The sequence below is a fragment of the Pseudomonas sp. ADAK2 TE3594 genome (assembly GCF_053628675.1).
This window is the reverse complement of sequence record NZ_JBRJGV010000001.1, coordinates 1,792,641-1,819,529: the sequence shown is the minus strand read 5'-3', so window position 1 is coordinate 1,819,529 and position 26,889 is coordinate 1,792,641. Positions and strand designations below refer to the sequence as shown.

The window sequence follows — 26,889 nt, the reverse complement described above, 5'->3', positions numbered from 1 at the left end:
ATCAAGGCCGGCGCACCGCCCTCACCTTCCCGCTGTTGCCGCCGCCACAGAAAAACCGGTCGTGGCCATCGAACTCAAGTCCCGACACCCCGACGCCAGCCGGCATCTGGACGCTCTCCAACACTTCGCCCGTGGCCGGATCGACTCGCCGCAATTCGCTCTCGTCACCCTCCCAGGTGCCGTGCCACAGATCGCCCTCGACCCAGGTTACTCCGGTGACGAAGCGGTTGGATTCGAGCGTGCGCAGCACTGCCCCGGTCTGGGGGTCGACCTGATGAATCTTGCGCTCGCGATACTCCCCCACCCAGAGCGTCCCTTCGGCCCATGCAAGCCCCGAGTCACCACCGCCGCCGGGCGCGGGGATGGTGGAGAGCACACGGCCGGTCTGTGGGTCGATTTTCTGGATGCGATCCTCGGCGATCTGAAACAGGTGCTGACCGTCGAAGGCTGTACCGGCATGGGCGGCGACATCGATCGAGCGCAGCGTCTTGCCGCTCGCAGGGTCCAGGGCGTTGAGCTTGTCGCCGGAGGCAAACCAGACCTGCCGGCCGTCATGAGTGACGCCATGCACGCTGTCGACGCCTGGAAAAGGCCCGTATTCGCGGATGATTTCGGCTGTTGAATGTTTCATGTCTTGCTCCTCGTTCACTGACTGCATTCACTGGGTTGGTGAAGTGGATGCTAGTCATTGGGCAGCAACCCTGTGAGTAACAATACCGTCGCGAATCCCGGAACCTGCGGGGTCATCCAGCGACGGGCCCGGCCATGACCGAACGACTGCACCTTGCCGGCAACCGCCAACGTGTCGAGGGCTCGTTGCACGGTGCGCTGACTGGCGCCAAGCGCTAACGCCAGGGCCGAACTCGACCATGATTCGCCGTCAGCGAGGAAGGCGAGCAGCGTCGCATGCTGCTCTTCGACAGGCCGCGCCAGCACCACGACGTCACGCGCATCGTGCGGCACCAGCGCAAACCCGCGCGGGGTCGCGACGACATCGGCGATCAGGTGCAACGCTGCGCGCAGCCGCCCGAGTTCGACGCGCAACCGCGCGCGATGGGAGTCATCCGCGAACTTCATCCGAAAGGCGCGCGCAATCAGGGTCTCCCTCGGCACGTCAGCGGGCCACGCTTCGCCCAGCGCCCGGACGAGCGCGAATAGCACTGGCCGCCGGGCGAGTGAAACCGCCGAGCCTGCATCGCGCACGACATACCGGCATGCGTCGACGACCAGCTTAGGGGATGCCAATAACGCTTCAATCTCATCGAGCAGCAGCGACTGTTCCTGGCCACCGACAATCAGCCGCGCCGCCGGCGTGTCGAGAATGCGCGCGGCGCTTTCGACCTCGGCCGTCAACGCGGGGATAGCGGCACGTTGTGCGGCACGCCCGGCCCGTTCGAGTGCAGCGCGCGCCGCTTTTGTTTGCAGGCGGCGCATCGCAATGCCTGCCACGACCAGTTCGTAGGCCGCCCTCGATGCGGGTGGTAGCGGCGTTGGATCAAGCTCGGCGAGCCGGTGCTCAGCCTCGTCGAGGTGCCCGATCAGCAGCAAGCGGCGGATCTCGAGGTACCGCGCATGGGCGGCGTTGACCCAGTCGCCGTGCGCCTGAAGCGTCGCCCGCGCGGCGTCGAGAGCCTTGGTTGGCCAGTTCAGGTCCCGCGAGGCGAGCGCGATTTCGGCCTCGGCGACGACACACCGGGCCCGGGCCAGGGCCTCCTTCGGACCGAAAGCACGTGCGGCGCTGCGCACCAGCACCTTCGCGCGCACCAGGTCACCCAGCTGCGCCATTGCGATGCCGCGAAGCGCGAGCGCCGGCGCATCGTCGCGCAAGGCGATGCGGTTCAGCGCGCCGAGGGGATCACCCGCCGCAAGCGCACGCGCCGCAGCGGTGATCAGCGAATCCATCTGAAGCGCGCCACCTGCCACCCCCACCGTTCGATGCCCGCTGATCAGTCTATCTCACGACCGACCGGCCGCACGCTGATCGACCGCGCGCCGATCGCACTTCGCAGGCTCGACAGCTCTCCTACAGGGCCGATTGTCGCCTCAAAAATGACAGTCAAGCCCTTCGCGTGGAGCAATACTCCACAATGAGCTGAGAGAGCGCCGCCACAATCGCCTGATCCGCTTCAGCAGAGGCAAACAATCGAAACTGCGCATCCGGCAAATCCGGCAATCCTTGCTCCTCACCCAGAGCCGCCAGTCCCTGCCCCAATTGACTGACCGTCATGGGCGCTACCGCGAAACCAGCCAGCGCCGCCGCCCGCAACCCGGACGTGCTGGTGCATGACATCGCCGTACGTTGGGCGATCCCCGCCTGAGCCAGCCGCCTCAGCGCGATCTCACGATAAGGACAGGGCTCAGGAAACAGCGCCAGCGGCAACGGTGTCGGTAACTGGGTGACGGGCTGCGCCGACCAGGCCCACACCAGCGGCTCTTGCCACAGTAGCAACCCCGCTTCGCTGGTTTCGCACAGAGAACCGATGACCAACTCAAGATCGCCTTGCTTCATCAGGTTCAGCAACGTGCCAGGAATGCCCACCTGCACGTCGATTTCCATGCCCGGGTACTGCGCCGCGAAATCCTGAAAAGCCCGCAGCAATCGCGGTTCGACAAAATCCTCCGACACCCCGATCCGCACCCGTCCGTGAAACGGCGTACGCGTCAGTTGCGCCCAGGCATCACGGTTCAGCGCGAGGATCGTCCGCGCATAGGCGATCAGGCGCTCGCCATCGGGCGTCAATTGCTGGGAACGGGTCGTACGCTTCAACAGCGGTTTGCCGACCTGTTCTTCCAGTCGCCGCAAATGACCGCTGACCGCCGACTGGGTCAGGTGCAGCTTTTCAGCTGCGCGACTGAAACCCTCTTCATCGACGACGGTGACGAATGTTTTTAACAACAGCGCATCGAACATAGTTTTATTCGTGATTAATGGCTTGTTTATTCACGATTTATATTCCAAATAAAACTATGTTGCAATGATCCAACTTCCCCGCCCGAGACACGCCATGACCACCCTTCTGCATATCGAATGTTCCCCGCGCAAACAGCGGTCAGCCTCCCTTGAAGTCGCCCGCGGCTTCATTGCGCGCTATCAAGAAAACACCCCGGCCACCGAAATCATCACTCTCGACCTTTGGAATATGGTTTTGCCGGAATTCGACGAGCTCGCAATGGACGCCAAATACGCCGGGCTCAATGGCACGCCCTTGACCCCGGCGCAGCAAAACGCCTGGAACACCTTGAAAGACCTGGCCGGGTTCCTGCACCGCGCCGACGTCCTGGTGATATCCGTACCGCTGTGGAATTTCAGCATCCCGTACAAGCTCAAACACTTCATCGACCTGGTGTCGCAGAAAGACATTTTGTTCAGCTTCGACCCGGAACGCGGTCTGGAAGGCATGCTGCACAACAAAACCGCCGTGGTGATGTACGCCCGCGGCCTGGATTTTTCGGCGCAGTCGATCACGCCAGCGGAGCGCTTCGACTTTCAGAAGCCCTACGTGGAAGCCTGGCTGCAATTTATCGGCGTAAGCGATGTGCACTCGGTGATTGTCGAGAAAACCATCCTGGGGGAAGACGTTGACCTGACTGCGCGCAAGGTCGCGACTCAGCAGGCCATGAGGCTGGCAGATAGTCTCGTGCTGTAAACTAAGCGCGATACCTTAAGTCGTAATGCGAACGCTGCGTTCGCCCATACACGACCGCCCCTTTACCACCTCAAACAAGAGATCCCCCATGGCAAATCGCGACATCACCTTTCTCCCCGACCCAGACCCGGAATCCATCTCCTCCGATGTCGCCGGTTTCGGTGGCCTGTTGGTCTCCACTCAAATCCCCACCCGTGCCGACGGCAGTCTGGAGCTGGGTGGCATCGCCGAGCAGAGCGAGTGCACTCTGCAAGCGCTCAAGGTTGCGTTGGAGCTAGCCGGCAGTTCCATGGACCGGGTGCTGCATCTGACCATCTACCTCACTGACATGGCCGATCGCGCCGCCTTCAACGAAGTCTACAAGCGCTTCTTCGCCAAACCCTGGCCGGTTCGCGCCGCCGTTGGCGTGGCCTCATTGGCGGTCGAAGGGATGCGCGTGGAAGTCACCGCAATGGCGGCCAAGCGCTGAGTCTGCGGACTGATCCGGTGGCCCTGCTCCAGCGAGCGGCCGCCACCGTGCCATTCCCGACGGCAGATTTTGCGCCGTCGGGAGATCCTCACCGGGACTCAAAAGCGGCTATTTGACCAGCCGTTTTTCCTTGGAAGGCCTGTAGCCGAAGTACGAGCTATAGCACTTGCTGAAATGACTGGGTGACACAAAGCCACAGGCCACCAGCACGTCTACCTGGGACAGCTCTGTGTGCTGAAGGAGTCGACGCGCTTCGGTGATGCGCAGCTCCATGTAATATCGCTGCGGCGTTGTCCCGAGTTGCTCCTTGAACAAGCGTTCGAGTTGTCGCCGGGAACGGCCGGCGTAAACCGCCAGTTGCTCCAACTCCAGAGGCTCTTCGAGGTTGGCATCCATCAGCTTGACCACCTCTCGCAGCGGCGCGCTCACACAAATATTTTCAGCCGGTTTGATGCGCCGGTAGCGAGACTCCTCGAAAGCAAGAATGTCCTCGATACCCTCGACCAGGGCTTTATCGTGCAGTTCCTTGATCCAGTCCAACGCCATATGGAATGCCCCAGAGGGACTGGACGCGGTGAGCCGGTCTCGATCGATCACAAAGGGTTCACTGGTGACATGCGTCGCCTTGGAGATTTCCGCGAGTGCGGGACGATGTTCGGGGTGAATGGCGCAACGGTATCCATCGAGCAAGCCTGCGCTGCCCAGGAACCATGCACCATTCCACAACCCGGCCAGACTGACGCCCTGATCCGCCGCCGCTCGCAACAGGCTGATGAACTCATCAGTCGCCTTCAGTTCTGTCCGGTAGCCGCCACAAATGACCAGCAGGTCCAGGTTGTGAATGGCTGAAGAATCGATGCGTGCATCCGGCCGAATGACCAGGCCCAGGTCGCTGATGACCTCCCCCTCATTCAAGCCGAACGTTCGGGAAGAGAACAACCCGGGGCGCAGAAGATTCGCGGTGACAATCGTATCCAGCGCTTGCGTGAACGCGGGCAGCGAGAAATGCTCGAGCAGCAAAAAGCCTGTCCGAGTCATTCGAGCAGGCTCACCAGGGTTTTCATTCAGATAGCGGAGGTTTTTCCCCTTCATGCCTCCGCTGAATTGACGTCGTTCGATCAATGTTCGACCCACTCGGTTACGTTAACCAACCTGTCATTTGGTGCGCTAATAAAGCGTCATGCTAACGGTAAAAGCTCAAAACCCCCTAGCACCATTATGCGACCGATCAGGCCAGTTGAAAGCCGTGACGAAGCGGGTCTTTATCATCGACGAAAATGGTGTTGTGGCCGGGGTGCGACATGCCATTGAGACAAGGGAGAGGCGTTACTGAAAACGGAAAGCATTGAGCCGCGTCATAAAGGCTGAAAAACCCGAACTCCCTCCCTACCGCTGAATCCAATGTGTAGGCCAATGGAGGTGAGCGAAATGAACAATGATGACCGTGTTAATGACGACAAATCAGAAACGACCTCGAACGTCCCGCCTACCGATACGTCTGGCAAACCCGACGATGTGGTCGAAAGAGAGCTTGAGGACAGCGACAGTGACGCCGAAGGTGTGAATCAAACTCACACCCAGGAGCTGGAGGCTGAAGAGCTTAGGCGAAAAATAGCGGAGATAGAACGCAAGGTGGCGGACGGTAATTAGCGAAGGGCCGAGGCCCTTCGGATTGCCTGTCGACGATGAAGCTCACAGAGGCAATGAAAAGCTTCAGACAGCGTGCAGCCGAAGGGCTTCAGACCGGTGACAGCTTCTTCACCCTCTCCCGCTGCTTCTCGCAGGAAGATATCCAGCGTTTCGCGCAGATCTCCCGCGACTACAATCCGGTGCATTGCGATGCGCGCTTCGCCGAAGCACGCCGCTTCAAGGCGCCGGTTTCTCATGGCCTGCTGACGACCAGCCTGATGACTGAAAACGGCGGCCAGATTGGCTGGCCGGCCTCAGCGATGACGTTCCACCTCAAGCGCCCCGTTTATCCAGGGGATACCGTCACTTGCCATTGGCTCATCAAGGACACGGATGAAAAAGGTCGTGCGACGGCGGTTGTCACGATGACCAACGAGGACGGCATTACCGTGCTGGAAGGAGAAACCAGCGGCGTTTTGCCTGGCCCGCAGGAGCGGGAAATCATGAGGCAGATGCTGGCCGAGAGTGATCCCACGAATGGGGTGGCGCGTTCTGATAGATGATCGCCATGGGTTGAGAGCTGCCCTTACTAAACTGGGGGTTTTCGGCCAGTTTCTGCCTCTCGCCACGGGTAGTAACCGGCCAGAAGCGGTCAGTCATTTGTCTAAAAGATTGCGGCAGTGAAACGGGATAATTACACCTGCTTTCTAAGAACGCATACCCATCCAGATTACCGCTTCAGTCCATGCAGTCACCATCGGTGTCAGTACCCTGAACCAGGGATCGCGCACATCAATCTGCGCTGCTGAGTGGTCATGATGGTGCTGCTCCTCCTCCACAATCGAAGTAATGGCCGCCACCGCGTGGAGATCGATATCGCCCAGCACATCAAGTTGATGAGCCAGGTGCTTGAGCACCACACTTTCAACCGCGACGGTAGTAGCGACAATGGCTTTGCGGCCACAGATGCCAGTAACCAGACCCAACGCCAGACCGCCGATGCCACACAACCAATAACTACGGCAGCGGGGATAATTGCGACGTTGCAGCTCCTCCTGAAAAACCGTCCGATGGCGGCGCTCGTGGGAGAGGAACTCCTTGAGTTCATTCACCATGCCCGGGACGAAAAGCCTGGCCATAAACAACTGTCCACTGTAGATACAGATCGCGCCATGCTCGCCCGCATGGTCGACCTTCATCATGCGGTTGCCGAGGTCTTCGCCCTTAGCCGTGTAGTCTGGTGAATTCACATTGAGATTTCTTGTTCGAGGGGCTTGGTCATCGGGCCTGTCCTTGCTCTTGAGCCAGCATCGTGCTGTAACGCCAAGCAGATAAGCAAGTGAGTTCACAGGGCGGCCTCTCACCATCGTCGATTTGGCCGATCTTTAAGCAGCTGACAGACCGCTTTGGGTCGACTGCGGCCCTCCGCCACAGGCAGCAATCGACCCAAAGCGGTCATCTCCGCGTTCCAGTATTATTATGCCGATGCTCGGATTGTTTATAGGTAGGTTAACCCATGGCCAGAAGCGTTAGGCTTCAAAAAAAACTTCATACACGGCATCTGATGGAGACAGCTGAAGAGGTGGTGCTTGATGATAGCCTTGTTGGAAAGCTATGGACGCTCAACCAAGGTGACAGATTTAAGTTGAATTCAGCCTCCTTCAGTTCTGCAGTTGTTCAAAAGTACCGCTTGGAATACGTGATAACGAGAGGCCCTATTCCTGGGCACTGGCTGTACACAAAATTTGACCCGGAGGAACTTACATTATTTTTTACGGCAAAAGACTTTGACGGCATTTGCCATGGCTGGACTCTGTTTGACGAGTGACAACCTCAGTTTAGGCTCTCTGAGAGGCAGCTTTGCTCGATAGCGGCCTTTCGTCACGGGCAGCTTCCGACCCAGGCTGTGTGAAAACGCCTGCGATTGCCTAATCTTCTGATCGTCGAGATCGTAGCGGGGACGATCATGAAGCGATTCATTGAAGGCGAGGCCCGGACGCAGGTGACGCTGCTGCCGGAGTGCCTGGACGATTACGTTACCGAAGAAAATCCAGTGCGAGTGGTCGACGTTTTCGTTGATGAACTCGACCTGGGGGCACTTGGATTCGACGGTGTTGATCCTGCTGCAACGGGGCGTCCGGCCTACCATCCCGCGATCTTGCTAAAGATCTATATCTACGGCTATCTGAATCGGATTCAGTCCAGCCGCCGGCTAGAGCGTGAGGCCGAGCGCAACGTCGAGTTGATGTGGCTGACAGGACGTTTGGCCCCGGACTTCAAAACCATCGCCGACTTTCGCAAAGACAACGGCAAAGCCATTCGCAGCGTCTGCCGACAATTCGTAGTGCTTTGCCGCAACCTGAATCTCTTCTCCCAATCAATCATCGCCATCGATGGCAGCAAATTCAAAGCCGTCAATAATCGCGACCGTAACTTCACCCAGGGCAAAGTGAAGGCACGCATGCAGCAGATCGAACAGAGCATTGATCGATATCTGGCGGCGATGGATTCGGCGGATCGGGCAACGCCCGAAGTGGCCGGGGCCAAGGCCGAGCGGCTGAAAGAAAAAATCGAAACGCTGAAACAGCAGATGCAAAAACTCAAGGACATAGAGGCGCAGCTTCACGACAGTCCAGACCAGCAAATCTCCCTCACAGACCCAGATGCACGCTCAATGGCCATGAGCGGCCGAGGCACCGGAACGGTTGGCTACAACGTACAAACAGCTGTCGACGACAAACACCATCTGATCATTGCCCATGAGGTGACTAACGTTGGTAATGACCGGGCGCAACTGAGCAATATGGCGAACCAAGCGCGTGAAGAGATCGGCGCTGAGTCGCTGACGGTGGTAGCTGACCGAGGCTACTACAAAGGGCTGGAAATCCTTGCCTGCGAGCAGGCTGGCATCACCACCTTTGTACCAAAATCCCTGACATCAGGCAGCAAAGCCGAAGGCCGATTTGGTAAGCAGGACTTCATCTACGTTGCTGCATCGGACGCGTATCGATGCCCTGCGGGACAGTTGCTGACCCGGCGGCATTCGTCGATGGAAGACGGCATGTTGTTGCACTGTTACTACTTCTCGGGCTGCCAGTCCTGCGCAATGCAAAAGCAATGTACGACGGGTAAGGAGCGCCGAGTGAGGCGCTGGGAACATGAGGCGGTAATCGACGCGATGCAGGCTCGGCTGGAACATGATCCAACGATGATGAGGCGTCGCCGACAGACCGTTGAACATCCTTTTGGAACGCTCAAATACTGGATGGGAAGTACCCACTTCCTGACCAAAACCCTTCCGAGGGTAAGCACAGAGATGAGCCTTCATGTGCTCGCCTACAACCTCAAACGGATGATGAGCATCTTCGGCATCGCAGGACTGCTTGAGGCGATCAGGGCGTGAGTCCAGCCGTTTGATCGTCCGTGAGTGGCTGTTTGGGCCGCTGACGCGGCCCAAACAGCATTACGAGGGCCGATGTTACTACTAGAAGTAATTCGCGCTTCCGCTTGCTGGTTGCACAGGCAACACAAGCAAAACTCAGTTTTAAATGCGCCCAGCGTGTTTTCACACGGCCTGGACCCAAAGCTGCCTTTTGTGAGCTGCTAACGGACAGAATAGGTCTAACGTATCGCTGTTTGGTTTACATTCGAGAACCCGAGACTGAATTTGTCAGCCGAAGACCTACCAAGCTTCGTGGTTGCCTTGGCCAGCACTGTAGCTGTAACTTCGATCTTCAGTTAGCGAGGGTATCTCATTGAACGACTCTGAACATCTGAAAGAACTGTGCGCCCGTTTCAACTCAGGAGAACATCTGAGCTTTACGTTTTTCTGGGGGCACCAGCGTAACAAAATTGTCGTCACGGCTTCGTGCTTTAGCCAATGGTTCGAGGCCGGGTTTATTGTTGAGGGTCAACATTACCCGACGGCCGAACACTTCATGATGGCCGAGAAAGCGGCCTTGTTCGACGATCAGGAAATTCGTGCGCAGGTGCTCCACGCTCCTACTCCTAATGCCGCCAAAGCACTTGGCCGCAACGTGCGCGGATTTAATGATAAGGTTTGGCTGCAACACCGATACGACATCGTCGTTCGAGCGAACCAGGCCAAGTTCTCTCAGAATCCGCAGTTAAACGAATATCTTCTACAAACCGGTTCGCGCGTTATTGTCGAAGCCAGCCCGGTTGATAACATCTGGGGTATAGGGCTCGCACAGGACAACGCGGATGCGAACAATCCAAATCTGTGGAAAGGCTTGAATCTACTGGGATTTGCGCTGATGCAGGTGCGGGACGGGGCCAGTATGCCAGCCCCAAGGTAGTGACCTGACCTTACTCACGAAAAACGCAGAAGCCTTGGCCAACGCCAGGGCTTCTTGCGTGCGGCCTTATTAAGACAGCGCGTCAATCAACAAAAGCGGAGTCACCGAATTTTCGTCGATACCTTCGAGCGGCTGCTTTTGGTCGATTGTGTTGAAAAAGTCGGCCATGGTTTGCGCATCCGAAAAGTACGCGTCCGAGATTGAAATCTTTACTTTTGGCAGAGGCTTCCGGACTCGGGTTTCACGTAGCCGCGTACGAAAAAGGCGTTTCACCAGTCAATGATCAGGCAGTTTGGGCAGTCCGACTTTTTCAACAGAATCGGCCGACTGCCGCCCTTCGCTACGGGCAAAAAGCGGCCAATAGCGGCCAATCGACAAGCGCTTCGAAACGCTCTTCTAAAGGGGCGCCTTCCCCTATTCTGCGGGGCATATTCGAGCTAGCCGCGTCGTAACACCTGCATTGATCAATGGATATTTTGGGTATCAAGTCGCTACCGATGAAATATTACCCATAAAAGCAGGATTTGGTTTTTGCTATGCATTAACAACAATCATTCTTGTATTGTCATCATCACTTTTTATAATTATAAATATCCGCGGCGCATGATTTATCGCAGTGCGCAGTAATCGGCCAAAAGCTCCCAGTTGCGATCAACTGTAAACGGTCAGCGACTTGTTGCTTGGCCATGGCAGAGTTCACAATCGACTCCCCGACATCACCTTAAGCACATGATATGAGTAACGTTGATCACTACCGGGCAGCACTTCAAAAAGCCTGACCACAACCAGTAAAAGGATAAGCAATACAACAACCAGCTTTGCCTGCCCGATACTGAAAATCGGAAAGAAGATACCTGTTCTGCTGCGCCCACAACCGTCCTCAGACATAACCCAACCTCATAGATATGCCACTCGGTTCTACCCTGTAGCGCAGGGCAGAAATATGCGGTCGCCTGCACTGCTAAAATCCACGTACCTATCCCAACTCTGGAGAACCAAGATGATCAGCAAAAACACGATTTGTCTCTGGTACGACGGCACCGCGCTGGACGCTGCGACGTTCTACGCCGAGACGTTCCCGGACAGCGCCGTGGGCACTGTCCTTCGTGCGCCTGGCGACTATCCGGCGGGTAAACAAGGCGATGTCTTGACGGTGGAGTTCACGGTGATGGGTATCCCTTGTCTCGGGCTGAACGGCGGGCCGGGGGTCAAGCACAACGAGGCTTTCTCGTTCCAGGTGGCGACCGACGACCAGGCCGAAACCGACCGCTTGTGGAACGCGATCGTCGGAAACGGCGGTCGGGAAAATGTATGCGGCTGGTGCCAGGACAAGTGGGGGCTGTCGTGGCAGATCACGCCACGGGTCCTGACCGCCGCGATAGCCAATCCTGATCAAGCGGCGGCCAAGCGCGCGTTCGACGCCATGATGGGGATGGGCAAGATCGACATCGCAGCGATCGAAGCGGCTCTGGAGCGTTAACCAGCGCCCGCGGATGCGAGGGCATGCCGACGCGCGGGTTCAGGCTAAGCCTGCGGTTGGTGACTGGTCACACAGTGGATTCCGCCACCACCGGCGGCGATCGCGTCGATGTTGAGCTGCACCACCTCACGGTCCGGGTAGAGTTCAGACAACAGATCAAAGGCTCTGGTATCTGCCGCCCGGTCGCCGAACTCCGGCGCAATGATCGCCCCGTTGATGACGAAGTAGTTGATGTAGCCGGCGGCAAAGTCCGGGTTGTTGCGGCTGAACTTGCTCTTGCGTGGATTGAGCGGTGGCGACACGGTATGCACCTGCAGTTTGCGGCCGTCGGCATCCGTGGCCTGTTTGAGAATCTCCAGGTGGGCCAGTGTCACTTTCCGGTCGTAGGACTCAGGGTCGTTGTCGAGGTTGGCGATCACTACGCCTGGCTTGACGAAACGGGCGTAGAAGTCGACGTGGGCGTCGGTGATGTCCTTGCCTTTGATGCCCGGCAGCCAGATGATTTTGCGCAAGCCCAAGCGGGCTTTCAGCTCTTGCTCGACCTCGGCCTTGCTCCAGTCGGGATTGCGGTTGCTATTGATCCAGCTGCTTTCGGTCATGATCGCCGTGCCATGACCATCGACTTCAATACCACCGCCCTCGCCCACCAATTCGCTGCGGATGTGACTGGCGTCCACGGTGTCGGCAACCAAAGCGGCCACCTGCGCATCCTTACTGTACTGCTGCTTGTTGCCCCAGCCGTTGAAGTTGAAATCCACGGCGCCGAGCCCGCCTGCCCCATCGATGACAAAATTGGCCCCGATATCACGCATCCAGACATCGTCGAGTTCGGTGGTGACGTAAGTAATGTTAGTCGTGCCGCAATGTTCTTCGGCCAGTCCCCGCTCGTTACTGCGACAGAACACGGTCACCGGCTCATAGTGGGCGATGGTGCGAGCAATCAGACCAATGGCCTCTTGCACATCAGGGGTGAAATCCTCCCAGATGGCCTCCTGCGCGCCAAATGCGACGAAGGCTCGCCGGTGTTTGTTCGCCCTCATCCGGCATGCGCCAGACACCTTGTGTGGCCGCTCGTGCGCTCAAGGGCGTCAGGCCAAGTCCGATGGACACGGCAGCGCCCAAACCGGCCACTACCGATACGTGTTTGATGAACTCTCGACGAGTCGACATGATGATTCCTGAGTGTTTGTCTGAAGTCATTTCGTGGTGGCTGTCTTGAACTTGGTCCAGGTTCGCATGCGCGCCCGCATGTCGGGCTGGGGAATGTCCTTGCCAGGAATCAGCCGTTCGTAAGTGGCCTCGTCGAGGTAAATATCCGGGTTGTTGCGCATGGTCGCATCGACGCTCGGACGTGCCTTGGCATTGGAGGTGGGATAACCGGTGAAGTTACTGATCGCGGCCATGTTCTGCGGGCGCATGACGAAGTTGATGAATGCATAGGCGTACTCCGGATGTCTGGCGTCGACAGGAATCGCCATGGTATCCATCCACACCGTGGTGCCCTCACGGGGAATCCGGTACTGGAACGTGGTCTTCTTGCCGGCGGTGTCCGCCGTCCGTTGCGCCTGCGTCGGCTTTGCTCGATGCAGAAATACGGTGTGGCGAACAGCTCCTGCAGCAGGATGACCTGGGCGCCCTTGGCAGCCGCCTCACGCACCAACTGCTCAGCCTGATCGAGGTTGTGTTGCAAGTCCCAGGTGCAGGGCATCTGGGTAGTGGCAATCGTCAACAGGGTCATGGCATCAACCCTCCACTGGCCAGGCAGGTTGTTGCTGGGTGATGCAATGCACCCCGCCGCCGCCATGCGCCAGATGATTGATCCGCACCGGTACCACTTCGTGGTCGGGGAAGGCTTGAGCCAACACTTTCGCAGCCGCATGGTCGGCATCGATGCCATAGGCCGGCATGATGATGGCGTTGTTGGCGATGTAGAAGTTGGTGTAGGAGGCACAGAACACTTCAGCGTCGGCGTCCACGGCATCGCTCGCTTCATACAACTCGATCAGCTCGAATTTGCGGCCTTGGGCATCTGTTGCCAGCTCCAAAACGCGACGGTTTTCCCGTACCACCTCGGCATACACCGAGTGCTTGTCGTGCGTGGCGTCCACCAGCAACACGCCAGGACGCGCGAATGCGCACACGCCATCGACATGGCCGTCGGTCATGTCGCCGGTTACATGGTCCGGATCGCCCGGTAGCCAGATGGTTTTCTTCACACCCAGCAAACGGGTGAAGATTTCTTCCATCTCGGCCTTGCTCATGCCCAGGTTGCGATTGGGATTGAGCAGCACCGACTCGGTAGTGATCAGCGTGCCTTCGCCGTCGACATGGATGGCGCCACCTTCGTTACTCAGCGGTGTACCAAAACACTGCACGCCCAGGTGATTGAGTGCGCGGCGCGCCAGGCTTTCGTCCAGATCATGCGCCGACTTGCCGCCCCACGCATTGAAGCGCCAGCTCACGCCGGCCAGGCCGTGTTGCGGGTGATAAACGAAGCTTGGGCCGGAGTCCCGGCACCAGCTGTCGTTCACCGCCAGCTCGATCAATTCGATGTTGGAGCCGCACAGCGCCTGGGCACTGGAGACTGCCGAGGGATCGACGACCATCTTCACCGGTTCGAAACGGGCAATGGCATTGGCCACGCGGGCGAAGTCCTCTTGGACCAGCGCCAGCGTGACGCCCCAACCCGATTCCCAGAGCGCCTTGTTATGTGGCCAAACCATCCAGGTCGCGGCGTGCCTGACCCACTCTGCCGGCATCACCCAACCACTGTTTCGAATTTCATTCTGCTGCATGACAAGCACCTTTAAGTTAAGCCATTGTGTTCAACGAAAATTGCACTGGCGGTCTTGGCATGCATGCTACGGCTGTAAAAAAGGGCAAACAAACGATGGATTTTGCGGAAAACTGATTAGGAGAACTTATCAATATGCTCAAGCACTGGCCACCGCTCGGCACCCTTCGCGGCTTTGAAGCCGCTGCCCGGCTGGGCAGTTTCCACAAGGCCGCCGACGAGTTGCACCTTACCCAGTCCGCCATCAGTCAGCAGATCCGCAGCCTCGAGGCGTACCTTGAACAGCCCTTGTTCTTTCGCAGTGGACGCAGCGTCAGCCTGACCGATGCGGGTCACGACCTGCTCAGCACCACCCAGACGCTGCTGCAACAACTGGCCGTCGGCATTCGCCGCCTTGGGCAGTATCAGAAACCCAACCAACTGGTGCTCAACACCACTCCGGCGTTCGCCCGTCATTGGCTGCTGCCGCGCCTGGGGGATTTTCGCCGTCAGCATCCGGAAGTCGATCTGTGGATTTTCAGTACCGATGAAGTCCCGGACATGGCCAGCCAGACTATCGACCTCGCTGTGCGTGACGACATCAGCTCCCGAGCCGAGTGCAGCTTCAAGGTGCTGCACGCAGATCGCCTCTACCCGGCCTGTCACCCGAACCTGTTGGCACTGCCACGGGAACAACGCACAACCCTTCATGGCGAGCGGGAAATGGACTGGAGTCACTGGGCAGTAGAGGCCGGCATCGATGTAGGCCAGCAAGATCAGGGGCTGAATTTCTCCGACCCCGGCCTGCTGCTGGACGCTGCGTGTGCAGGGCTCGGTATCGCCTTGGTCAGCCAATTACTGAGTCGGCAGGCACGCGTCAACGGCTTGTTGCAACCCTTGGTGGAGCAAACCATTCGCGGCCCGAACTGGGCCTTGCTGACCCATCGGGACAGTGAGAGCAATGCACGAAACTTCAGCGAGTGGCTGCTCAGTAACCTGGAAGCAACAAGCCCGACAACGTAACGATTTTGGTCCAGATATTTCGTCCGCTCATGAGCGATTGCAATTGGGCCAAAACCGGTCAATATCGCTCCTTTCGTCTACCCTCACAAAGCGCCAGGCAGCGATAAGCGTATGCCAGGCGCCTCGACATTCTTTCGTTAATACACCGGAGATTTTCCATGCTCAAGCGTACCCTGGCATTGGCCGTCAGCTTGATCCTGCCTTTTTGCACCCTGTTGGCGCAGGCCGCCGATACGCTGAAAGTCAGCGCGATTCCCGATGAAGCCCCTACCGAACTGCTGCGCAAGTTCAAGCCGCTTGGCGCCTATCTGGAACAACAATTGGGCATGAAGGTCGAGTTCGTGCCCGTGAGCGACTATCCGGCCGTGGTCGAGGCGCTGGCCACCGACCGAATCGACCTGGCCTGGCTGGGCGGCTTCACGTTCGTGCAGGCACGCCTGAAAACCGGCAATGCGATTCCGCTGGTACAGCGCGAACAGGACGCCCAATTCACCAGCAAATTCATCACCGCCGACCCTGCCGTCAAGTCCCTCGCCGATCTCAAGGGCAAGACCTTTGCCTTCGGCTCGGTGTCCTCCACATCGGGCAGTCTTATGCCGCGCTTCTTTATGCTCAAGGACGGCATCAAGCCTGAAACCTACTTCAGCCGCGTCGGCTACTCCGGCGCCCATGACGCCACCGTCGCCTGGGTTCAGGCCGGCAAAGTGGACGCCGGGGTACTGAACGCCAGCGTGTGGGAAAAACTGGTCGCCGCCGGCAAGGTCGATACCACCAAGGTCAAAGTGTTTGCGACCACCCCGGCTTACTTCGACTACAACTGGACGGTGCGCGGGACTCTTGACCCAGCGCTGGCGGCCAAGATAAAGGCAGCCTTCCTGGCCCTCGATCCGGCGAAGCCTGCGGACAAGGAGATTCTGGATCTGCAGGCCGCCAGCCGATTCATCGAAACCAAGCCTGAGAACTACAAGGGCATCGAGGAAGCCGCACGCGCCGCCGACCTGCTCAAATGACATTGCATCTGACCCAGGTCAGCCTTACCCACGCCAACGGCGTCCAGGCGCTGCGTGGCGTGGACCTGCACATCGGTGCAAGCGAACAGGTCGCCATCATCGGCCCGTCCGGCGCGGGCAAGTCGAGCCTGCTCAACCTGCTGGCCACCGCCCTGCGACCGGGCAACGGCGAGCTGCAGGTGCTCGGCGAGCGAGCCTGGCAGCTTTCTGCCCGTCAGCGTCAGCGTCTGCGCGCGCGCATCGGCCTGATCCATCAAGCGCCCCCGCTGCCACCGCGCCAGCGTGTGATCACCGCGGTTCTGGCCGGAAAGCTGGGTCAGTGGGGGCTGGGCAAGAGCCTGCTGAACCTGCTGCACCCACTGGATATTCCGGGCGCACGCGCGGCATTGGCCAGGCTGGACCTGAGTGACAAGTTGTTCGCGCAATGCCAGCAATTGTCCGGTGGACAGCTGCAACGCGTGGGCATTGCCCGCGTGTTGTACCAGGCGCCTGAGGTGTTGCTGGCCGATGAGCCGGTTTCGGCCATGGACCCCGTGTTGGCCCAGCACACGCTTTCGGTGCTCTGCAGCCATGCCCGGCAGCACAACGTCACACTGGTCGCCAGCCTGCATGCGGTGGAGCTGGCCCTGGCGCACTTTTCGCGCATCATCGGCTTGCGTGATGGACAGATCCTGTTCGACCTTCAGGCCAGCGAAGTCGACCGTGAGTTGCTCGACAAGCTCTACGCCAACGAACAACTGCTATCCCCACCGATTTTTGCTCCGGCGCCCTTGAGTGTGCAGATTCCCCGATGCTGACCCGTGATACCCGAGATCCGGCCACCCGGCCGCGCCTGCTGCTCACCTTACTGGCCCTTGCCCTGCTGTGGCCGGGCATCCACTTCAGCGAGTTGGACCTCAGCGTACTGGTGGCGAGTGACAGTCAGAGCGAGATGGGCCGGTTTGTATCAGCCTTCTGGCCACCGGCCCATGGCGAAGAGTTCATTGAGCTGTTGTTGCAAGCCACCCTGCAAACGCTGGCCATCGCCACGGCCGGCATGGCTCTGGCGTTGCTGTTGGCAGTCCCCGCCAGCCTGTTGGCCAGTCGTGCTCTGTCGCTGTCTGCTGCCTCCCGCGCCGGCCACCCGAGTTATTGGGGCCAACTGCTGCGTTGGCCGATACGCGGTTTACTGATCTTCCTGCGCAGCGTGCCGGAAATCGTCTGGGCCCTGCTGTTCGTGCGCGCCGTCGGCCTCGGCCCGACGGCCGGGGTGCTGGCCATTGCCATTACCTACAGCGGCATGTTGGGCAAGGTCTATGCGGAAATTTTCGAGTCGGTCGACCAGCGCCCGGCCCACGCGCTACTGCAATCGGGTAGCGGTCGGCTCGCAGCCTTCTGCTACGGGATCCTGCCCAATGTCGCTGCGGAGCTGCTGTCGTACACGGTTTACCGCTGGGAATGCGCCATCCGCGCCTCAGTGGTGATGGGCTTCGTCGGTGCCGGCGGTCTGGGCCAGCAAATGGATCTGTCGTTGCGCATGTTCGCCGGCGGTGAAGTGGCCAGTTTGTTACTGACGTTCCTCGTGCTGGTGCTGCTCGCCGATCAACTCAGCCGCCTGTTGCGCTGGAGGCTGGCATGAATCGCCTGATCAACCTGGCACTGCTGCTCTGCATCGGCGCGGCGGTGGTCGCCTCGTTCATCTACCTGGGCATCGACCTCGGCGAGCTGGGCGGCACCGGCAACCTGAAGCAGATGGGCGCTTATGCGCAGCGCTTCCTCAACCCCGACCTGAGCCCCGGCCATCTGCAAGCCATCGGCCACGGCGCTCTGGAAACCATTGCCATGTCTGCCCTTGGCACCCTGCTCGCGGCGGTATTCGGTCTGCTATTGGCATTGCCTGCGGCCGGGCGCTTCGGCTGGCCATTGCAGAGCGCATCGCGCCTGGTGCTCAACGCCTTGCGCGCGGTTCCGGAACTGGTGTGGGCCGCGCTGATGGTCCTTGCCGCCGGTCTCGGCCCGAATGCCGGCACCCTGGCATTAGCCCTGCACACCACCGGCGTGCTCGGCCGACTGTTCGCCGAAGCGCTGGAAAACACCCCACCAGAACCCGCCGAAGCCATCCGCTTGCAGGGTGGCAACGCCGTATGGGCTTTCTGTTACGGCACCCTGCCCAACCTGTTGCCCCAGCTACTGGCCTACATCCTGTACCGCTGGGAAAACAATATCCGCATGGCCAGCGTGCTCGGCTTCGTCGGCGCCGGTGGTTTGGGACAGATGCTCTATGTCAGCCTCAGCCTGTTCCAGGAAGCTCAAGCCAGCACGGTTATTCTGGCCATGCTGCTACTGGTATTCGCCGTCGATACATTGAGCAGCTGGAGCCGTCAACGGTGGGTCAAAGCCTGACTGCTTCAGATGCATCTGCAAGGTGCCCGGCAATCGTTCAGTGGGTCTTCGAAGCTATGCAAACCCGAGGAACGACAGGATAACCACGACGATCACAACGACCCCGACGATGTAGATGATGTTGTTCATGAAGGCCACCTCTCAACCTGGACAAGACTGCGACACGAGGGTGCTACAAATACAAGGTACTGCACCTTTGCGCGCAATTCCATTCGGAACACACAGAGGCTTCGCTCTCACCGAAACCTTGGTTTAACGCCGGGGGAAAAGGGCGATGGATTCGTTTTCCCTGAACGTCCGCCCGGGGGATTTCGGCCAGTCACGACAGCCCGGCCTCTCAAAGCCAAGGGGTGCACTCAGTCTCCTCGACCACCTATTGATCGCGGTCTGTCATCGGCTAGCGGTGCTGAGGTGTTGGGTGTTGGGTGTGAAATATAGGCCTATGATTTATAGGGACTTTTAAAAAAAGTCGGAATCGGTAGCGCAGAGTTATCTAGAGACTTCTATTATTTCGTTATCGCCGAATTCGGTCTAATCACTGTTATACGTTAGCGACAAAGCCAGGAGAGTAACATGTCGATAAAAAAAAGAACGGCCTTACTCTTGCTGGCTTTTAGCTTTTTCGGAGTAACAAGTTGCGCCAACATAAGAAACTATTCAGAAATCTCAAGCGAAAGAGACAAAAGTGTTGTTTCTGATATTGACTATTATGACTTCGCATACAATGTAGATGTCATTGTGCTTCCCGCAGAAATAAAAAACAAAGAAAATGTAAGTATTGACAATAGCTTTTCAGGTGAATTACAGATTTCAAACTGGGGGAATGCTATCAAGAATGCGACCCAGAAAGAAATTCATAACAGTGATCGCTTTATCGAATTTGGACATTACAGTGGGCGCATTGAAATAAGCGCAGAAGTCTCTTCAGTATCTGTAAGCAACGTCCGGGGTGGAATCCGATCGAAGTGCAATGTTATTTACACATACAAAGATTCAGTAGCCGGAAAAACGCTCTCCAAGCATGACAGTGCTATTGAAATAATGACACTCTCCCCTACCCTACCAAAATCAAGTAACAGTGTTGTTTACAGCTTTGATCAACTTACATACGCCATTGCTCGCGAGGCGATTATTGGTCTCATTCGGTTGTCGCCTATTGCTGATATTCAGTTAACACAGAAGCAAGTGAAATTTTATAACTCGAACATCAAAAGAAAATCCAACCAGATTATTAGCTACGTTCCAATTGACAACCTTATTCGCAAGAACAAGAAGGAACTGAACGCTGCCTTTTCAACGACTAAGAAAGTTCAAAAAAGTAGAAATAAATTGACGAGTAAAAACAAATCAAAAGTTAGAGCAGAGACCATCTCTGCTCCCGCTGCCCCCACCCTGAAATCTGACACAGTTAGTGATACACCCACCGCAAACACCGTTAAATCGAGTGAAAACCCTGTCAGTCAGAACTCAAGCCAGGCTGCGACTGAAACTAAAAATGACGATAGAGGTTTAGGAGGCATTGCTGGTTCATCGGAGCGCTTGAAGGATGGCACCGTTAAAAACGACCAGCCCACTTATGACGGCAGTGGATATACAGCCGCACCGGGACTCAATCAACCTCAAATCGAGGTATCGGAAGAGCAAGAAAGAGCAATGGACAAATGGTTGAAAGAGGAAAAAGCAAGGTTACAGGGAGCGACTGGCAATGCGGCTTCACGTACCGGGTACACAACCCTACCGAGACTCTATCAACCTCAAAACAAGGTAGAGGCAGAGCAAGAAAAAGCAATGGATGAATGAAAGGGCAATAAAGCAGACTCCGCAGCCAACGCCAAAGAGTGCGGATCGGAAAATCGGAGTCACTGGTCAGTATGCGGGCAGCCCGGAAGAACCGACTTTTTCAACAGAATCGGCCGATAGCAGCCCTTTGTGACAGACAGGAATCGGCCAGAAGCGAACGTGTTGACGCTTGTTACTCTCACTGGAGGTTGTCAACCGACCACGACGCTGGGAAGCTACAGTGACGTTTACCATAAGGACATGCTGAAATGAACGCGCGAAAAATTTTAATCACAGGTGCTGCGGGCCGAATCGGCAGCGCTTTTTGGAAAGCGCATTACGATAAGTCAGATTTGCGTTTAGCCGATATAGATGTATCAACACTTCCGCAATCGGCACAACGTTTCGCTCTCGACATCAGCGTTCAAGCCAGTTGCCTTGAAGCTTGCGAAGGCATACATACAGTGATTCATCTAGCTGCTGACCCTCGCCCAGACGCCGATTTCATGACATCCCTGCTCCCTGTGAATATTGTGGGCACCTACAACATGCTATTCGCCGCAAAGGCTCAAGGCTGCGAGCGCTTTATATTTGCGAGCAGCGCTCAGGCGATTGAAGGTTATCCAGAGGATGTCCAGGTACATGAATGTATGGCACCTAAGCCAGGCAATCTATACGGGGTCAGCAAAGCGTTCGGGGAAGCTCTGGCTTCGATGTATGCAAACGATGGTCAAATGACAACAATCGCAGTCCGTATTGCAAACGTAGCTATATTTCACCAAGGGGAAAACCACAGTCACAGGGATGTAGCTGCTTTTATTAGTATCAGGGATGTTGTCGCACTACTTAGTAATTGCGTCGAGGCCGAGCTGAGCGGATTTCATGTTATACACGGGGTCTCAGATAACAGATATAAGCGACTTTCTATCGAAAAGACCAGAAAAGTTGTGGGGTACGCTCCCTTTGATGATGGATTTGAGATTCTGGAAGGACACGCTCAACCTGACTGAACTACTTTATTAATTGCTGTCCCTTCGACTGTCCGCTTTGGGTCGATGCAGTCGGTCATGTAGTGCGACTAACGAGCGTAGTTTGGGGCCTGCCGGAGAAAATGCCCGCACTAGACTCACTCACCCCGCAGCCCTGCCATACTGTTCAACATGACCCGTGCAACCTTCCGCTTCTACGAGGAGCTCAACGAATTCCTGCCGGCCGATCGGCGGCGGCAGTCCTTCACCTGCGAGTGCGCGCGAGGGGCGACGGTCAAGCATATGATCGAGGCGCTCGGAATACCGCACACCGAGGTCGAGCTGGTGCTGCTCAACGGCGAGTCGGTGGGCTTCGAGCGGGTGATCTTCGACGGTGACCGGCTGGCGGTGTATCCCAAGTTCGAAGCGCTGGACATCAGCCCTCTGCTCAAGGTTCGTGCGCAACCTTTACGGGTGCTGCGCTTCGTCGCTGATGCGCACCTTGGCGGGCTGGCCAATCTGCTGCGCATGAGCGGCTTCGACACCCTCTACGACAATGGCTTCGAGGATGGCGAGATTGCCGAGATCGCAGCGCAGCAAGGACGCATCGTGCTTACCCGCGATCGCGAATTGCTCAAGCGGCGGATCATCAGCCACGGCTGTTACGTGCATGCCCTGAAACCGTCGCTGCAGCTGCGCGAATTGTACGAGCGCCTCGACCTGGCGCGTAGCGCGCGGCCATTCAGCCTGTGCCTTCATTGCAACCTGCCGCTGCACGAGATCAGCCCGGAACTGGCCCGGCAGCATGTGCCTCCGCGCGTGGGCGCCCTCTATTCGCACTTTCTGCGCTGCGACGCCTGCCAACGGGTTTACTGGGAGGGTTCGCACTGGCGCAGCATGTGTGCATTGCTGGCACCTCTGCTGGACCGATAGCCGAGCGGCATAGGGCCGACCTACCCCACCCACTACCGCAAAAGTACTCGCGGCAGTGGGTGCTGATTGACAGGCAGAACTGCATCACGCCCCGTTGGGATAGTTGCTTATCGATTAAAGGTAGAAGACGTATCGATCAGTACCGATAGGTCGCCTGCACTGAGATTCCATTCGCACTGTTTTCGTAATTGGCACTGTATTCCGGTTGAAGACCGGAGTTGTTCGAGTGCTTTACCGAGGCTTTTGAATCCCACAGATAGCCATAAGCAAAGTCTATCGTCAGATCGGAATTCGGCGAGTAAGCGCCGCCCAAGGTCACGGCCTGGCGATTCCCGACCGGAACGCGCACGCTGCGATCGGCATTTCTGATGGGCGAAGGATCATAGGCGTAGCCTGCTCGCAGCAGCCATTGTTGGTTCAATTGATAAGATGCGCCAACTGCGGTGGACCAAGTGTCGTGCCAGTTCATTTCTTCGGTCACACTTCCCAGGCCAGCCGCCTCGCCCACGGGGGAAAGACCGCTGTTGACTGCCTCGACCTTCTGGATACGGCTCCAACGTTTCCAGGTGGTCCCCAGGTATCCCGTCCAGCGACTATTGAAATGATGGGTGATGGACGTGTCCACGGATTCGGGCATCGTGAGGTCTATCTTGTTGTCATACTTTCCATCCAGCGGGATAACGCTCGGGGAGCCGGAAACCTCAGTGTGCCCTTTGAGTTCATAGCTCACCTTCGAGTGATAGTTAATTCCCCAGCTGGTCGCATCACTCAAGTCAAACAAGACACCGACGTTGTAGCCAAGTGCCGTGTCATCGCCTTTGATGGTCACCAGTGTGTCCTGGCCGTTGTTCAGGGCACCGGTGGCCAGGTAATTCTGAAGCTTTGCATTGAAACGGTTCAGGGTCGGTCCGCCACCAATGGATACGTAATCATTGATTCGATAGGCAATGGTGGGCTGCAGGGTTATTTCCTTGGTCGTGCTGTAGGAGCCATGGTAGCGGCCCTGAAAAGAGCCCTCGTAATCATTGATCAGACCACTCGGAGCATAGAGTCCCAGACCTATCGAAAAACGATCATCAAGCGGTGTCGACATATAGGCGAAAGGAACGGCCCCCAAAGGTACCGAGTCCCCCTCATTCGTGCCTGGGGCACTGCTCTGCGCATCACTGATGTCGTCGCTAACCGAGACCACCGCTGCCCCGCCGGAAATCTCGCTACGTTTCAACTTGGTCAAGCCTGCAGGATTTCCAAAGATCGTGCTGGCGTCCAGCGCGGAAGACGACCGTCCCGCATAAGCAGTTCCCGCACTGCTTGCACTTTGTTCGTTCAGTGCAATGCCATTGGCACCTGCAATAGTAGAGGCGCTGAGTAGTGCCATGGCACTGGTGAATTTAATCCAGACAGCACACGTTCGCTGAGCAGAGAGACACGGGATCACACGGCTATTCAGTTTCATTTTCCACCTCTTGATTATTGTTTTTGTTGATTGCACGCAGGCAAGGCTTCGCCTTCCTGTGCACTTTTCAGTGCCGGTTGGAGTTGATCGAAGTTGTGTTAAACGCCCTGGTCGAACAGCGCCAGGGCATGACTGCCGGACTTACAGATGTGAATCAGAAACTCAATTAAGCCACTCGACTTGAAAGCTATAGCGCCCCAAGAGCGGAGCCAGAATTTCTTGGCCGGTTCCGGCCTTGATGCAGGCGACATGCCCACGGCGATTGTCCTGCACGACCTCAACAGCAATGTCCGAAAGCCCCAGGCGTTCCACTTCCTCCTGGACTACTTTGGCAATCTCCCGCTGTAGCAAAGCCGGCTTGAATATCTTGCCCACGGCAGTCAGTGGCAACGCCTCGAGGATTTCAATGCGCTTGGGGACTGCTGCTCGCTCGCTGATGTTTAGAAGAGCGAATGCCTCAAGCTCTTCGGCGTTGCAGGCTTGCCCGGGACGCAGCTGAACGTAGGCGACTGGCACCTCGCCCGAGTAGGCATTGGGGCTGCCGATTGCAGCGGCCAAGGCGACGGCGGGATGCGCCTGCAGAGCCTCCTCGATTTGCTTGGGATCGATGTTGTGGCCGCCGCGAATGATCAACTCCTTCTTGCGTCCAGTCAGCCAGAAGTAACCCTGCGCATCCTGACGGCCCAGATCGCCCGTATTCAGCCAGCGCTGACCGTCGATATCGATCCAAAGGCCCTGGTTATGACGCTCCTCCAGATAGCCATCGAAGAGGTTCGGACCACTGATCGTGATGAGGCCGATCTCATCCACGTTGGCGTCGCGCAGGTACTCTCCAGCATCATTGAGCACGACCGCGCGCATATTCTGGTAGGCGATCCGTATCCCGATGGAGCCGATACGGCGCTCGCCATGGGGCGGATTGACCGAGGAAACGCAGGCACCCTCGGTAAGACCATAACCTTCAAGGATCTTTAGCCCGGTCCGGCGCTCGAACTCCCGGAAAAGCTCAGCCGGCAGGGGAGCGGCGCCACACATTGCATAGCGAAGACTGGACAGGTCGCGGCCCTCACATTCATTTTGCAGAAGTGCGGCATAGACAGTTGGCACACCGGAAAAGAAGTTTATACCGAAGTGCTCGACCATCTCCCAAAATCGCGGGATCACCCCCTCGCCACGATACCCATGAGGCGTCCCGAGGATCACATGGTCGCCTTGAGTCCAAGGCATCAGCCCCGTCACCAGTTGTCCATTGACATGAAACAGCGGCAGACCACAAAAGATAACCTGACCAGTATTGCGTGGCTGCATATGAGCAGCCATGGCCCATGCATTGAATACTTCCGAGCCATGGGTACGCGCGGCGATCTTCGGGAGCCCGGTGGTGCCGCCCGTACAGATGTAGGAGGAGCACTCATCCTGGCGGATTTGTCGACCGCTCTTCAGGTGTGTGTGCGACTGAGTACTCATCAGCGATTGCCAATCGTGGATCTCGATATCTCGGTGTAAGTCGCGCTCCTTCAGTGCCGCTGCTTTCAGGGCCCCACGCACTGGTTCGGCGACATAGGGCTCCATGCTGACCCACACGACAGACCTGACCGTAGGCAACTGATCCAGCTGCGAAGCCAGTTTGGGCCACAGATCGCTGCCCGCCGTCGGCGCGAGCGTCACCACCACGGATGCCTTTGCGGCATTCAGCAAGCCAGCTATCTGCTTGGCCTCGAGCAGAGGATTGATCGCCATGACGATGCCCGCCGCCTCCCCGCCCCATATCGTGAAATGGGTTTCCGGCAGATTGGGCAAGATAAAGGCAATTACCTCGCCCGGTTTTATACCCAAGTCATGGAAAGCATTCGCCGCGCGGGTGATATCCGCGAAAAGCTGCGAGTAGTTCCACTTGTAGGTGCGCCTGAAATCCGCGGCATCGGCGAAGAAGCTAAGCGCCGGTGCCTGGGGGGAGCACCGGGCCGCCTGTCGCAGCGCTTCGTACGTGCTGCAAGCCAGGCCACGTTCCGACAGGGGGACTTGTTCGAGACTTTCGATGTCACTCAGGGTCTGCACAACCATCAGGCTTCCTCCACGACTCGGTTGCGTTGCACGCCGAGGTCAATCACTCCATCGGCGCTGCGAATGCGCGCCTCGACTACGTCACCTGGCTTGAGGTATTGCGTCCGACCTTCCTGCGCCTTGAGGAACAGCTTCCACTTGGTGGCTTCCGGCATCAGGGCCGCAATACGCTGTTTGGCAGGCGAAGGTACCGTGAGCGCACAGCCAGCAGGCGTACCGGTGGCGATCAGGTCTCCAGCGGCGAGATCTTGCAAGGCAGAGAGTTCAGTCAGGGTTTCAGCGGGGCCATAAACCAGATTGGCCGTGCTGTCGTTCTGTCGCACCTGGTCGTTGACCGTCAGGCGCAACTGCAACTCTTTGAGGTAATGAATGTTCGTGGCATCCAGAAGGCAGAGGTACGGGCCGACAGGGCCAAAAGTGCGGAAGCTCTTGCCCTTGTAGAACTGCATCTGGGGAATCTGAATGTCACGAGCCGAGTAGTCATTGACGATGACGACGCCTGCAATGAACTCATGCAGATTGGCGTCGGTGACAGCAACAGCGCCGGTGATCGCGCGTTTCATCACCAGCCCCAGTTCGATCTCGTAGTCGAGGAAGCGCACGGTGCGCGGCTTGATCAGGTCGCTGTCAGCCGCCACCAGGCAACTCGTCGCCTTGGTGAAGATCATGTTGAATTTCTTCGCATCCGGGTCCATGCCCGACTCAATCATGTGCTGGCGATAATTGGCGCCCTGGCAGACGAACTGCTGGTTACGGGTCACCGGCGACAGCAGTTTCACTTCGCCCTCTTCCAACTCCGTACCTTTCAATTGAGCGAGGTCGTCGATACTGTTCTGGCGAATGAAATCACCGGTGGTTTCAAAAGCACCGGGCACCACCGTGATACGGCCTTGGCGCAGCACGCCCCAGTGGATACCGTTCTGAAATTCGAAGCGGACTACGTGTACAGCAGACATT

At 57.5% G+C, this 26,889-nt stretch carries 25 protein-coding genes and 3 pseudogenes; 16 read left to right on the top strand and 12 right to left on the bottom strand.

What is annotated here, in order from left to right; all coding sequences use genetic code 11:
* Position 1: 1 nt before the first annotated feature.
* From AB7M22_RS08380 to AB7M22_RS08370, 3 genes are all read right to left on the bottom strand, one after another.
* On the bottom strand, positions 2–631 hold the full coding sequence (locus AB7M22_RS08380; RefSeq protein WP_007895912.1) for a Vgb family protein: 630 nt from the start codon (positions 629–631) through the stop codon (positions 2–4).
* Positions 632–681: 50 nt separating this feature from the next.
* Entirely contained in the window at positions 682–1,902 is a 1,221-nt protein-coding gene (locus AB7M22_RS08375; protein WP_454185894.1) for a helix-turn-helix domain-containing protein, read from the bottom strand.
* Between the two features lie 154 nt (positions 1,903–2,056).
* Complete coding sequence (locus tag AB7M22_RS08370; protein ID WP_454185893.1) at positions 2,057–2,911, bottom strand: LysR family transcriptional regulator; 855 nt, start codon at positions 2,909–2,911, stop codon at positions 2,057–2,059.
* Positions 2,912–3,005: 94 nt separating this feature from the next.
* Here AB7M22_RS08370 and AB7M22_RS08365 point away from each other — a divergent pair, with 94 nt between their 5' ends.
* The gene (locus AB7M22_RS08365; RefSeq protein WP_454185892.1) at positions 3,006–3,647 is read left to right on the top strand and encodes an FMN-dependent NADH-azoreductase; all 642 of its coding nucleotides are present in this window, start codon (positions 3,006–3,008) and stop codon (positions 3,645–3,647) included.
* An 88-nt stretch (positions 3,648–3,735) separates the two neighbouring features.
* Positions 3,736–4,116: a RidA family protein gene (locus tag AB7M22_RS08360; RefSeq protein ID WP_008011788.1), complete on the top strand. Its 381-nt coding sequence runs from the start codon at positions 3,736–3,738 to the stop codon at positions 4,114–4,116.
* 108 nt (positions 4,117–4,224) lie between these two features.
* Here the strand turns inward: AB7M22_RS08360 and AB7M22_RS08355 are convergent, their stop codons facing one another.
* Positions 4,225–5,238, bottom strand: coding sequence for a GlxA family transcriptional regulator (locus AB7M22_RS08355; protein WP_454185891.1), 1,014 nt, complete (start codon positions 5,236–5,238; stop codon positions 4,225–4,227).
* A gap of 306 nt (positions 5,239–5,544) precedes the next feature.
* Between AB7M22_RS08355 and AB7M22_RS08350 the strand changes: the two genes are divergently transcribed.
* Together AB7M22_RS08350 and AB7M22_RS08345 are read left to right on the top strand one after the other, a co-directional pair.
* Complete coding sequence (locus tag AB7M22_RS08350) at positions 5,545–5,766, top strand: hypothetical protein (protein WP_008011806.1); 222 nt, start codon at positions 5,545–5,547, stop codon at positions 5,764–5,766.
* Positions 5,767–5,819: 53 nt separating this feature from the next.
* Complete coding sequence (locus AB7M22_RS08345) at positions 5,820–6,308, top strand: MaoC family dehydratase (RefSeq protein WP_454188770.1); 489 nt, start codon at positions 5,820–5,822, stop codon at positions 6,306–6,308.
* A 144-nt stretch (positions 6,309–6,452) separates the two neighbouring features.
* On the opposite strand, the gene AB7M22_RS08340 is transcribed toward AB7M22_RS08345, so the two are convergent.
* Positions 6,453–6,995: a 3-demethoxyubiquinol 3-hydroxylase gene (locus AB7M22_RS08340; RefSeq protein ID WP_454185890.1), complete on the bottom strand. Its 543-nt coding sequence runs from the start codon at positions 6,993–6,995 to the stop codon at positions 6,453–6,455.
* Between the two features lie 266 nt (positions 6,996–7,261).
* Here AB7M22_RS08340 and AB7M22_RS08335 point away from each other — a divergent pair, with 266 nt between their 5' ends.
* The 4 genes from AB7M22_RS08335 (at position 7,262) to AB7M22_RS08320 (ending at position 11,544) form a co-directional block, all read left to right on the top strand.
* On the top strand, positions 7,262–7,573 hold the full coding sequence (locus tag AB7M22_RS08335) for a hypothetical protein (protein WP_454185889.1): 312 nt from the start codon (positions 7,262–7,264) through the stop codon (positions 7,571–7,573).
* Between the two features lie 138 nt (positions 7,574–7,711).
* Positions 7,712–9,148: an IS1182 family transposase gene (locus AB7M22_RS08330; protein WP_454185888.1), complete on the top strand. Its 1,437-nt coding sequence runs from the start codon at positions 7,712–7,714 to the stop codon at positions 9,146–9,148.
* 352 nt (positions 9,149–9,500) lie between these two features.
* Positions 9,501–10,064, top strand: a complete 564-nt coding sequence (locus AB7M22_RS08325; RefSeq protein ID WP_454185887.1) for an NADAR family protein — start codon at positions 9,501–9,503, stop codon at positions 10,062–10,064.
* Positions 10,065–11,064: 1,000 nt separating this feature from the next.
* Positions 11,065–11,544: a VOC family protein gene (locus tag AB7M22_RS08320; protein ID WP_454185886.1), complete on the top strand. Its 480-nt coding sequence runs from the start codon at positions 11,065–11,067 to the stop codon at positions 11,542–11,544.
* Between the two features lie 44 nt (positions 11,545–11,588).
* Here the strand turns inward: AB7M22_RS08320 and AB7M22_RS08315 are convergent.
* The 4 genes and pseudogenes from AB7M22_RS08315 to AB7M22_RS08300 all read right to left on the bottom strand — a co-directional run bounded on the left by AB7M22_RS08315 (position 11,589) and on the right by AB7M22_RS08300 (position 14,339).
* Positions 11,589–12,714 (bottom strand): annotated as a pseudogene (locus AB7M22_RS08315) (agmatine deiminase family protein).
* Between the two features lie 26 nt (positions 12,715–12,740).
* Positions 12,741–13,115, bottom strand: a pseudogene (locus AB7M22_RS08310) (extracellular solute-binding protein); the annotation flags it as partial.
* A pseudogene (locus AB7M22_RS08305) lies at positions 13,112–13,282 on the bottom strand (nitrilase-related carbon-nitrogen hydrolase); the annotation flags it as partial. The pseudogenes AB7M22_RS08305 and AB7M22_RS08310, both read right to left, overlap by 4 nt.
* A gap of 4 nt (positions 13,283–13,286) precedes the next feature.
* The gene (locus AB7M22_RS08300; protein WP_454185885.1) at positions 13,287–14,339 is read right to left on the bottom strand and encodes an agmatine deiminase family protein; all 1,053 of its coding nucleotides are present in this window, start codon (positions 14,337–14,339) and stop codon (positions 13,287–13,289) included.
* Positions 14,340–14,473: 134 nt separating this feature from the next.
* On the opposite strand from AB7M22_RS08300, the gene AB7M22_RS08295 reads away from it, so the two are divergent.
* The 8 genes from AB7M22_RS08295 to AB7M22_RS08260 all read left to right on the top strand — a co-directional run bounded on the left by AB7M22_RS08295 (position 14,474) and on the right by AB7M22_RS08260 (position 22,412).
* Positions 14,474–15,340 carry a LysR family transcriptional regulator gene (locus tag AB7M22_RS08295; RefSeq protein ID WP_454185884.1) on the top strand — a complete coding sequence of 289 codons (867 nt, stop codon included), beginning with the start codon at positions 14,474–14,476 and terminating at the stop codon, positions 15,338–15,340.
* 158 nt (positions 15,341–15,498) lie between these two features.
* Positions 15,499–16,350 (top strand): putative selenate ABC transporter substrate-binding protein, encoded by an 852-nt coding sequence (locus AB7M22_RS08290; RefSeq protein ID WP_454185883.1) that lies wholly within the window; start codon positions 15,499–15,501, stop codon positions 16,348–16,350.
* On the top strand, positions 16,347–17,147 hold the full coding sequence (locus tag AB7M22_RS08285) for a phosphonate ABC transporter ATP-binding protein (RefSeq protein ID WP_454185882.1): 801 nt from the start codon (positions 16,347–16,349) through the stop codon (positions 17,145–17,147). The genes AB7M22_RS08290 and AB7M22_RS08285 overlap by 4 nt, the downstream gene beginning before the upstream one ends.
* Positions 17,141–17,968 (top strand): phosphonate ABC transporter, permease protein PhnE, encoded by an 828-nt coding sequence (phnE, locus tag AB7M22_RS08280; protein WP_008011828.1) that lies wholly within the window; start codon positions 17,141–17,143, stop codon positions 17,966–17,968. Before AB7M22_RS08285 ends, phnE (AB7M22_RS08280) begins: the two co-directional genes overlap by 7 nt.
* Complete coding sequence (gene phnE, locus AB7M22_RS08275; RefSeq protein WP_454185881.1) at positions 17,965–18,732, top strand: phosphonate ABC transporter, permease protein PhnE; 768 nt, start codon at positions 17,965–17,967, stop codon at positions 18,730–18,732. The genes phnE (AB7M22_RS08280) and phnE (AB7M22_RS08275) overlap by 4 nt, the downstream gene beginning before the upstream one ends.
* A 573-nt stretch (positions 18,733–19,305) precedes the next feature.
* Entirely contained in the window at positions 19,306–20,532 is a 1,227-nt protein-coding gene (locus tag AB7M22_RS08270) for a hypothetical protein (RefSeq protein WP_454185880.1), read from the top strand.
* Between the two features lie 248 nt (positions 20,533–20,780).
* The gene (locus tag AB7M22_RS08265) at positions 20,781–21,521 is read left to right on the top strand and encodes an NAD-dependent epimerase/dehydratase family protein (protein WP_008047277.1); all 741 of its coding nucleotides are present in this window, start codon (positions 20,781–20,783) and stop codon (positions 21,519–21,521) included.
* Between the two features lie 150 nt (positions 21,522–21,671).
* The gene (locus AB7M22_RS08260) at positions 21,672–22,412 is read left to right on the top strand and encodes a Mut7-C RNAse domain-containing protein (protein ID WP_454185879.1); all 741 of its coding nucleotides are present in this window, start codon (positions 21,672–21,674) and stop codon (positions 22,410–22,412) included.
* Positions 22,413–22,548: 136 nt separating this feature from the next.
* Here AB7M22_RS08260 and AB7M22_RS08255 read toward each other — a convergent pair whose 3' ends face one another.
* The 3 genes from AB7M22_RS08255 to AB7M22_RS08245 all read right to left on the bottom strand — a co-directional run bounded on the left by AB7M22_RS08255 (position 22,549) and on the right by AB7M22_RS08245 (position 26,888).
* Positions 22,549–23,868: an outer membrane protein transport protein gene (locus AB7M22_RS08255; RefSeq protein WP_454185878.1), complete on the bottom strand. Its 1,320-nt coding sequence runs from the start codon at positions 23,866–23,868 to the stop codon at positions 22,549–22,551.
* A 162-nt stretch (positions 23,869–24,030) separates the two neighbouring features.
* Positions 24,031–25,932 carry an acyl-CoA synthetase gene (locus AB7M22_RS08250; protein WP_454185877.1) on the bottom strand — a complete coding sequence of 634 codons (1,902 nt, stop codon included), beginning with the start codon at positions 25,930–25,932 and terminating at the stop codon, positions 24,031–24,033.
* Positions 25,932–26,888, bottom strand: a complete 957-nt coding sequence (locus AB7M22_RS08245) for a fumarylacetoacetate hydrolase family protein (RefSeq protein WP_454185876.1) — start codon at positions 26,886–26,888, stop codon at positions 25,932–25,934. Before AB7M22_RS08245 ends, AB7M22_RS08250 begins: the two co-directional genes overlap by 1 nt.
* Between the last annotated feature and the right edge of the window lies 1 nt (position 26,889).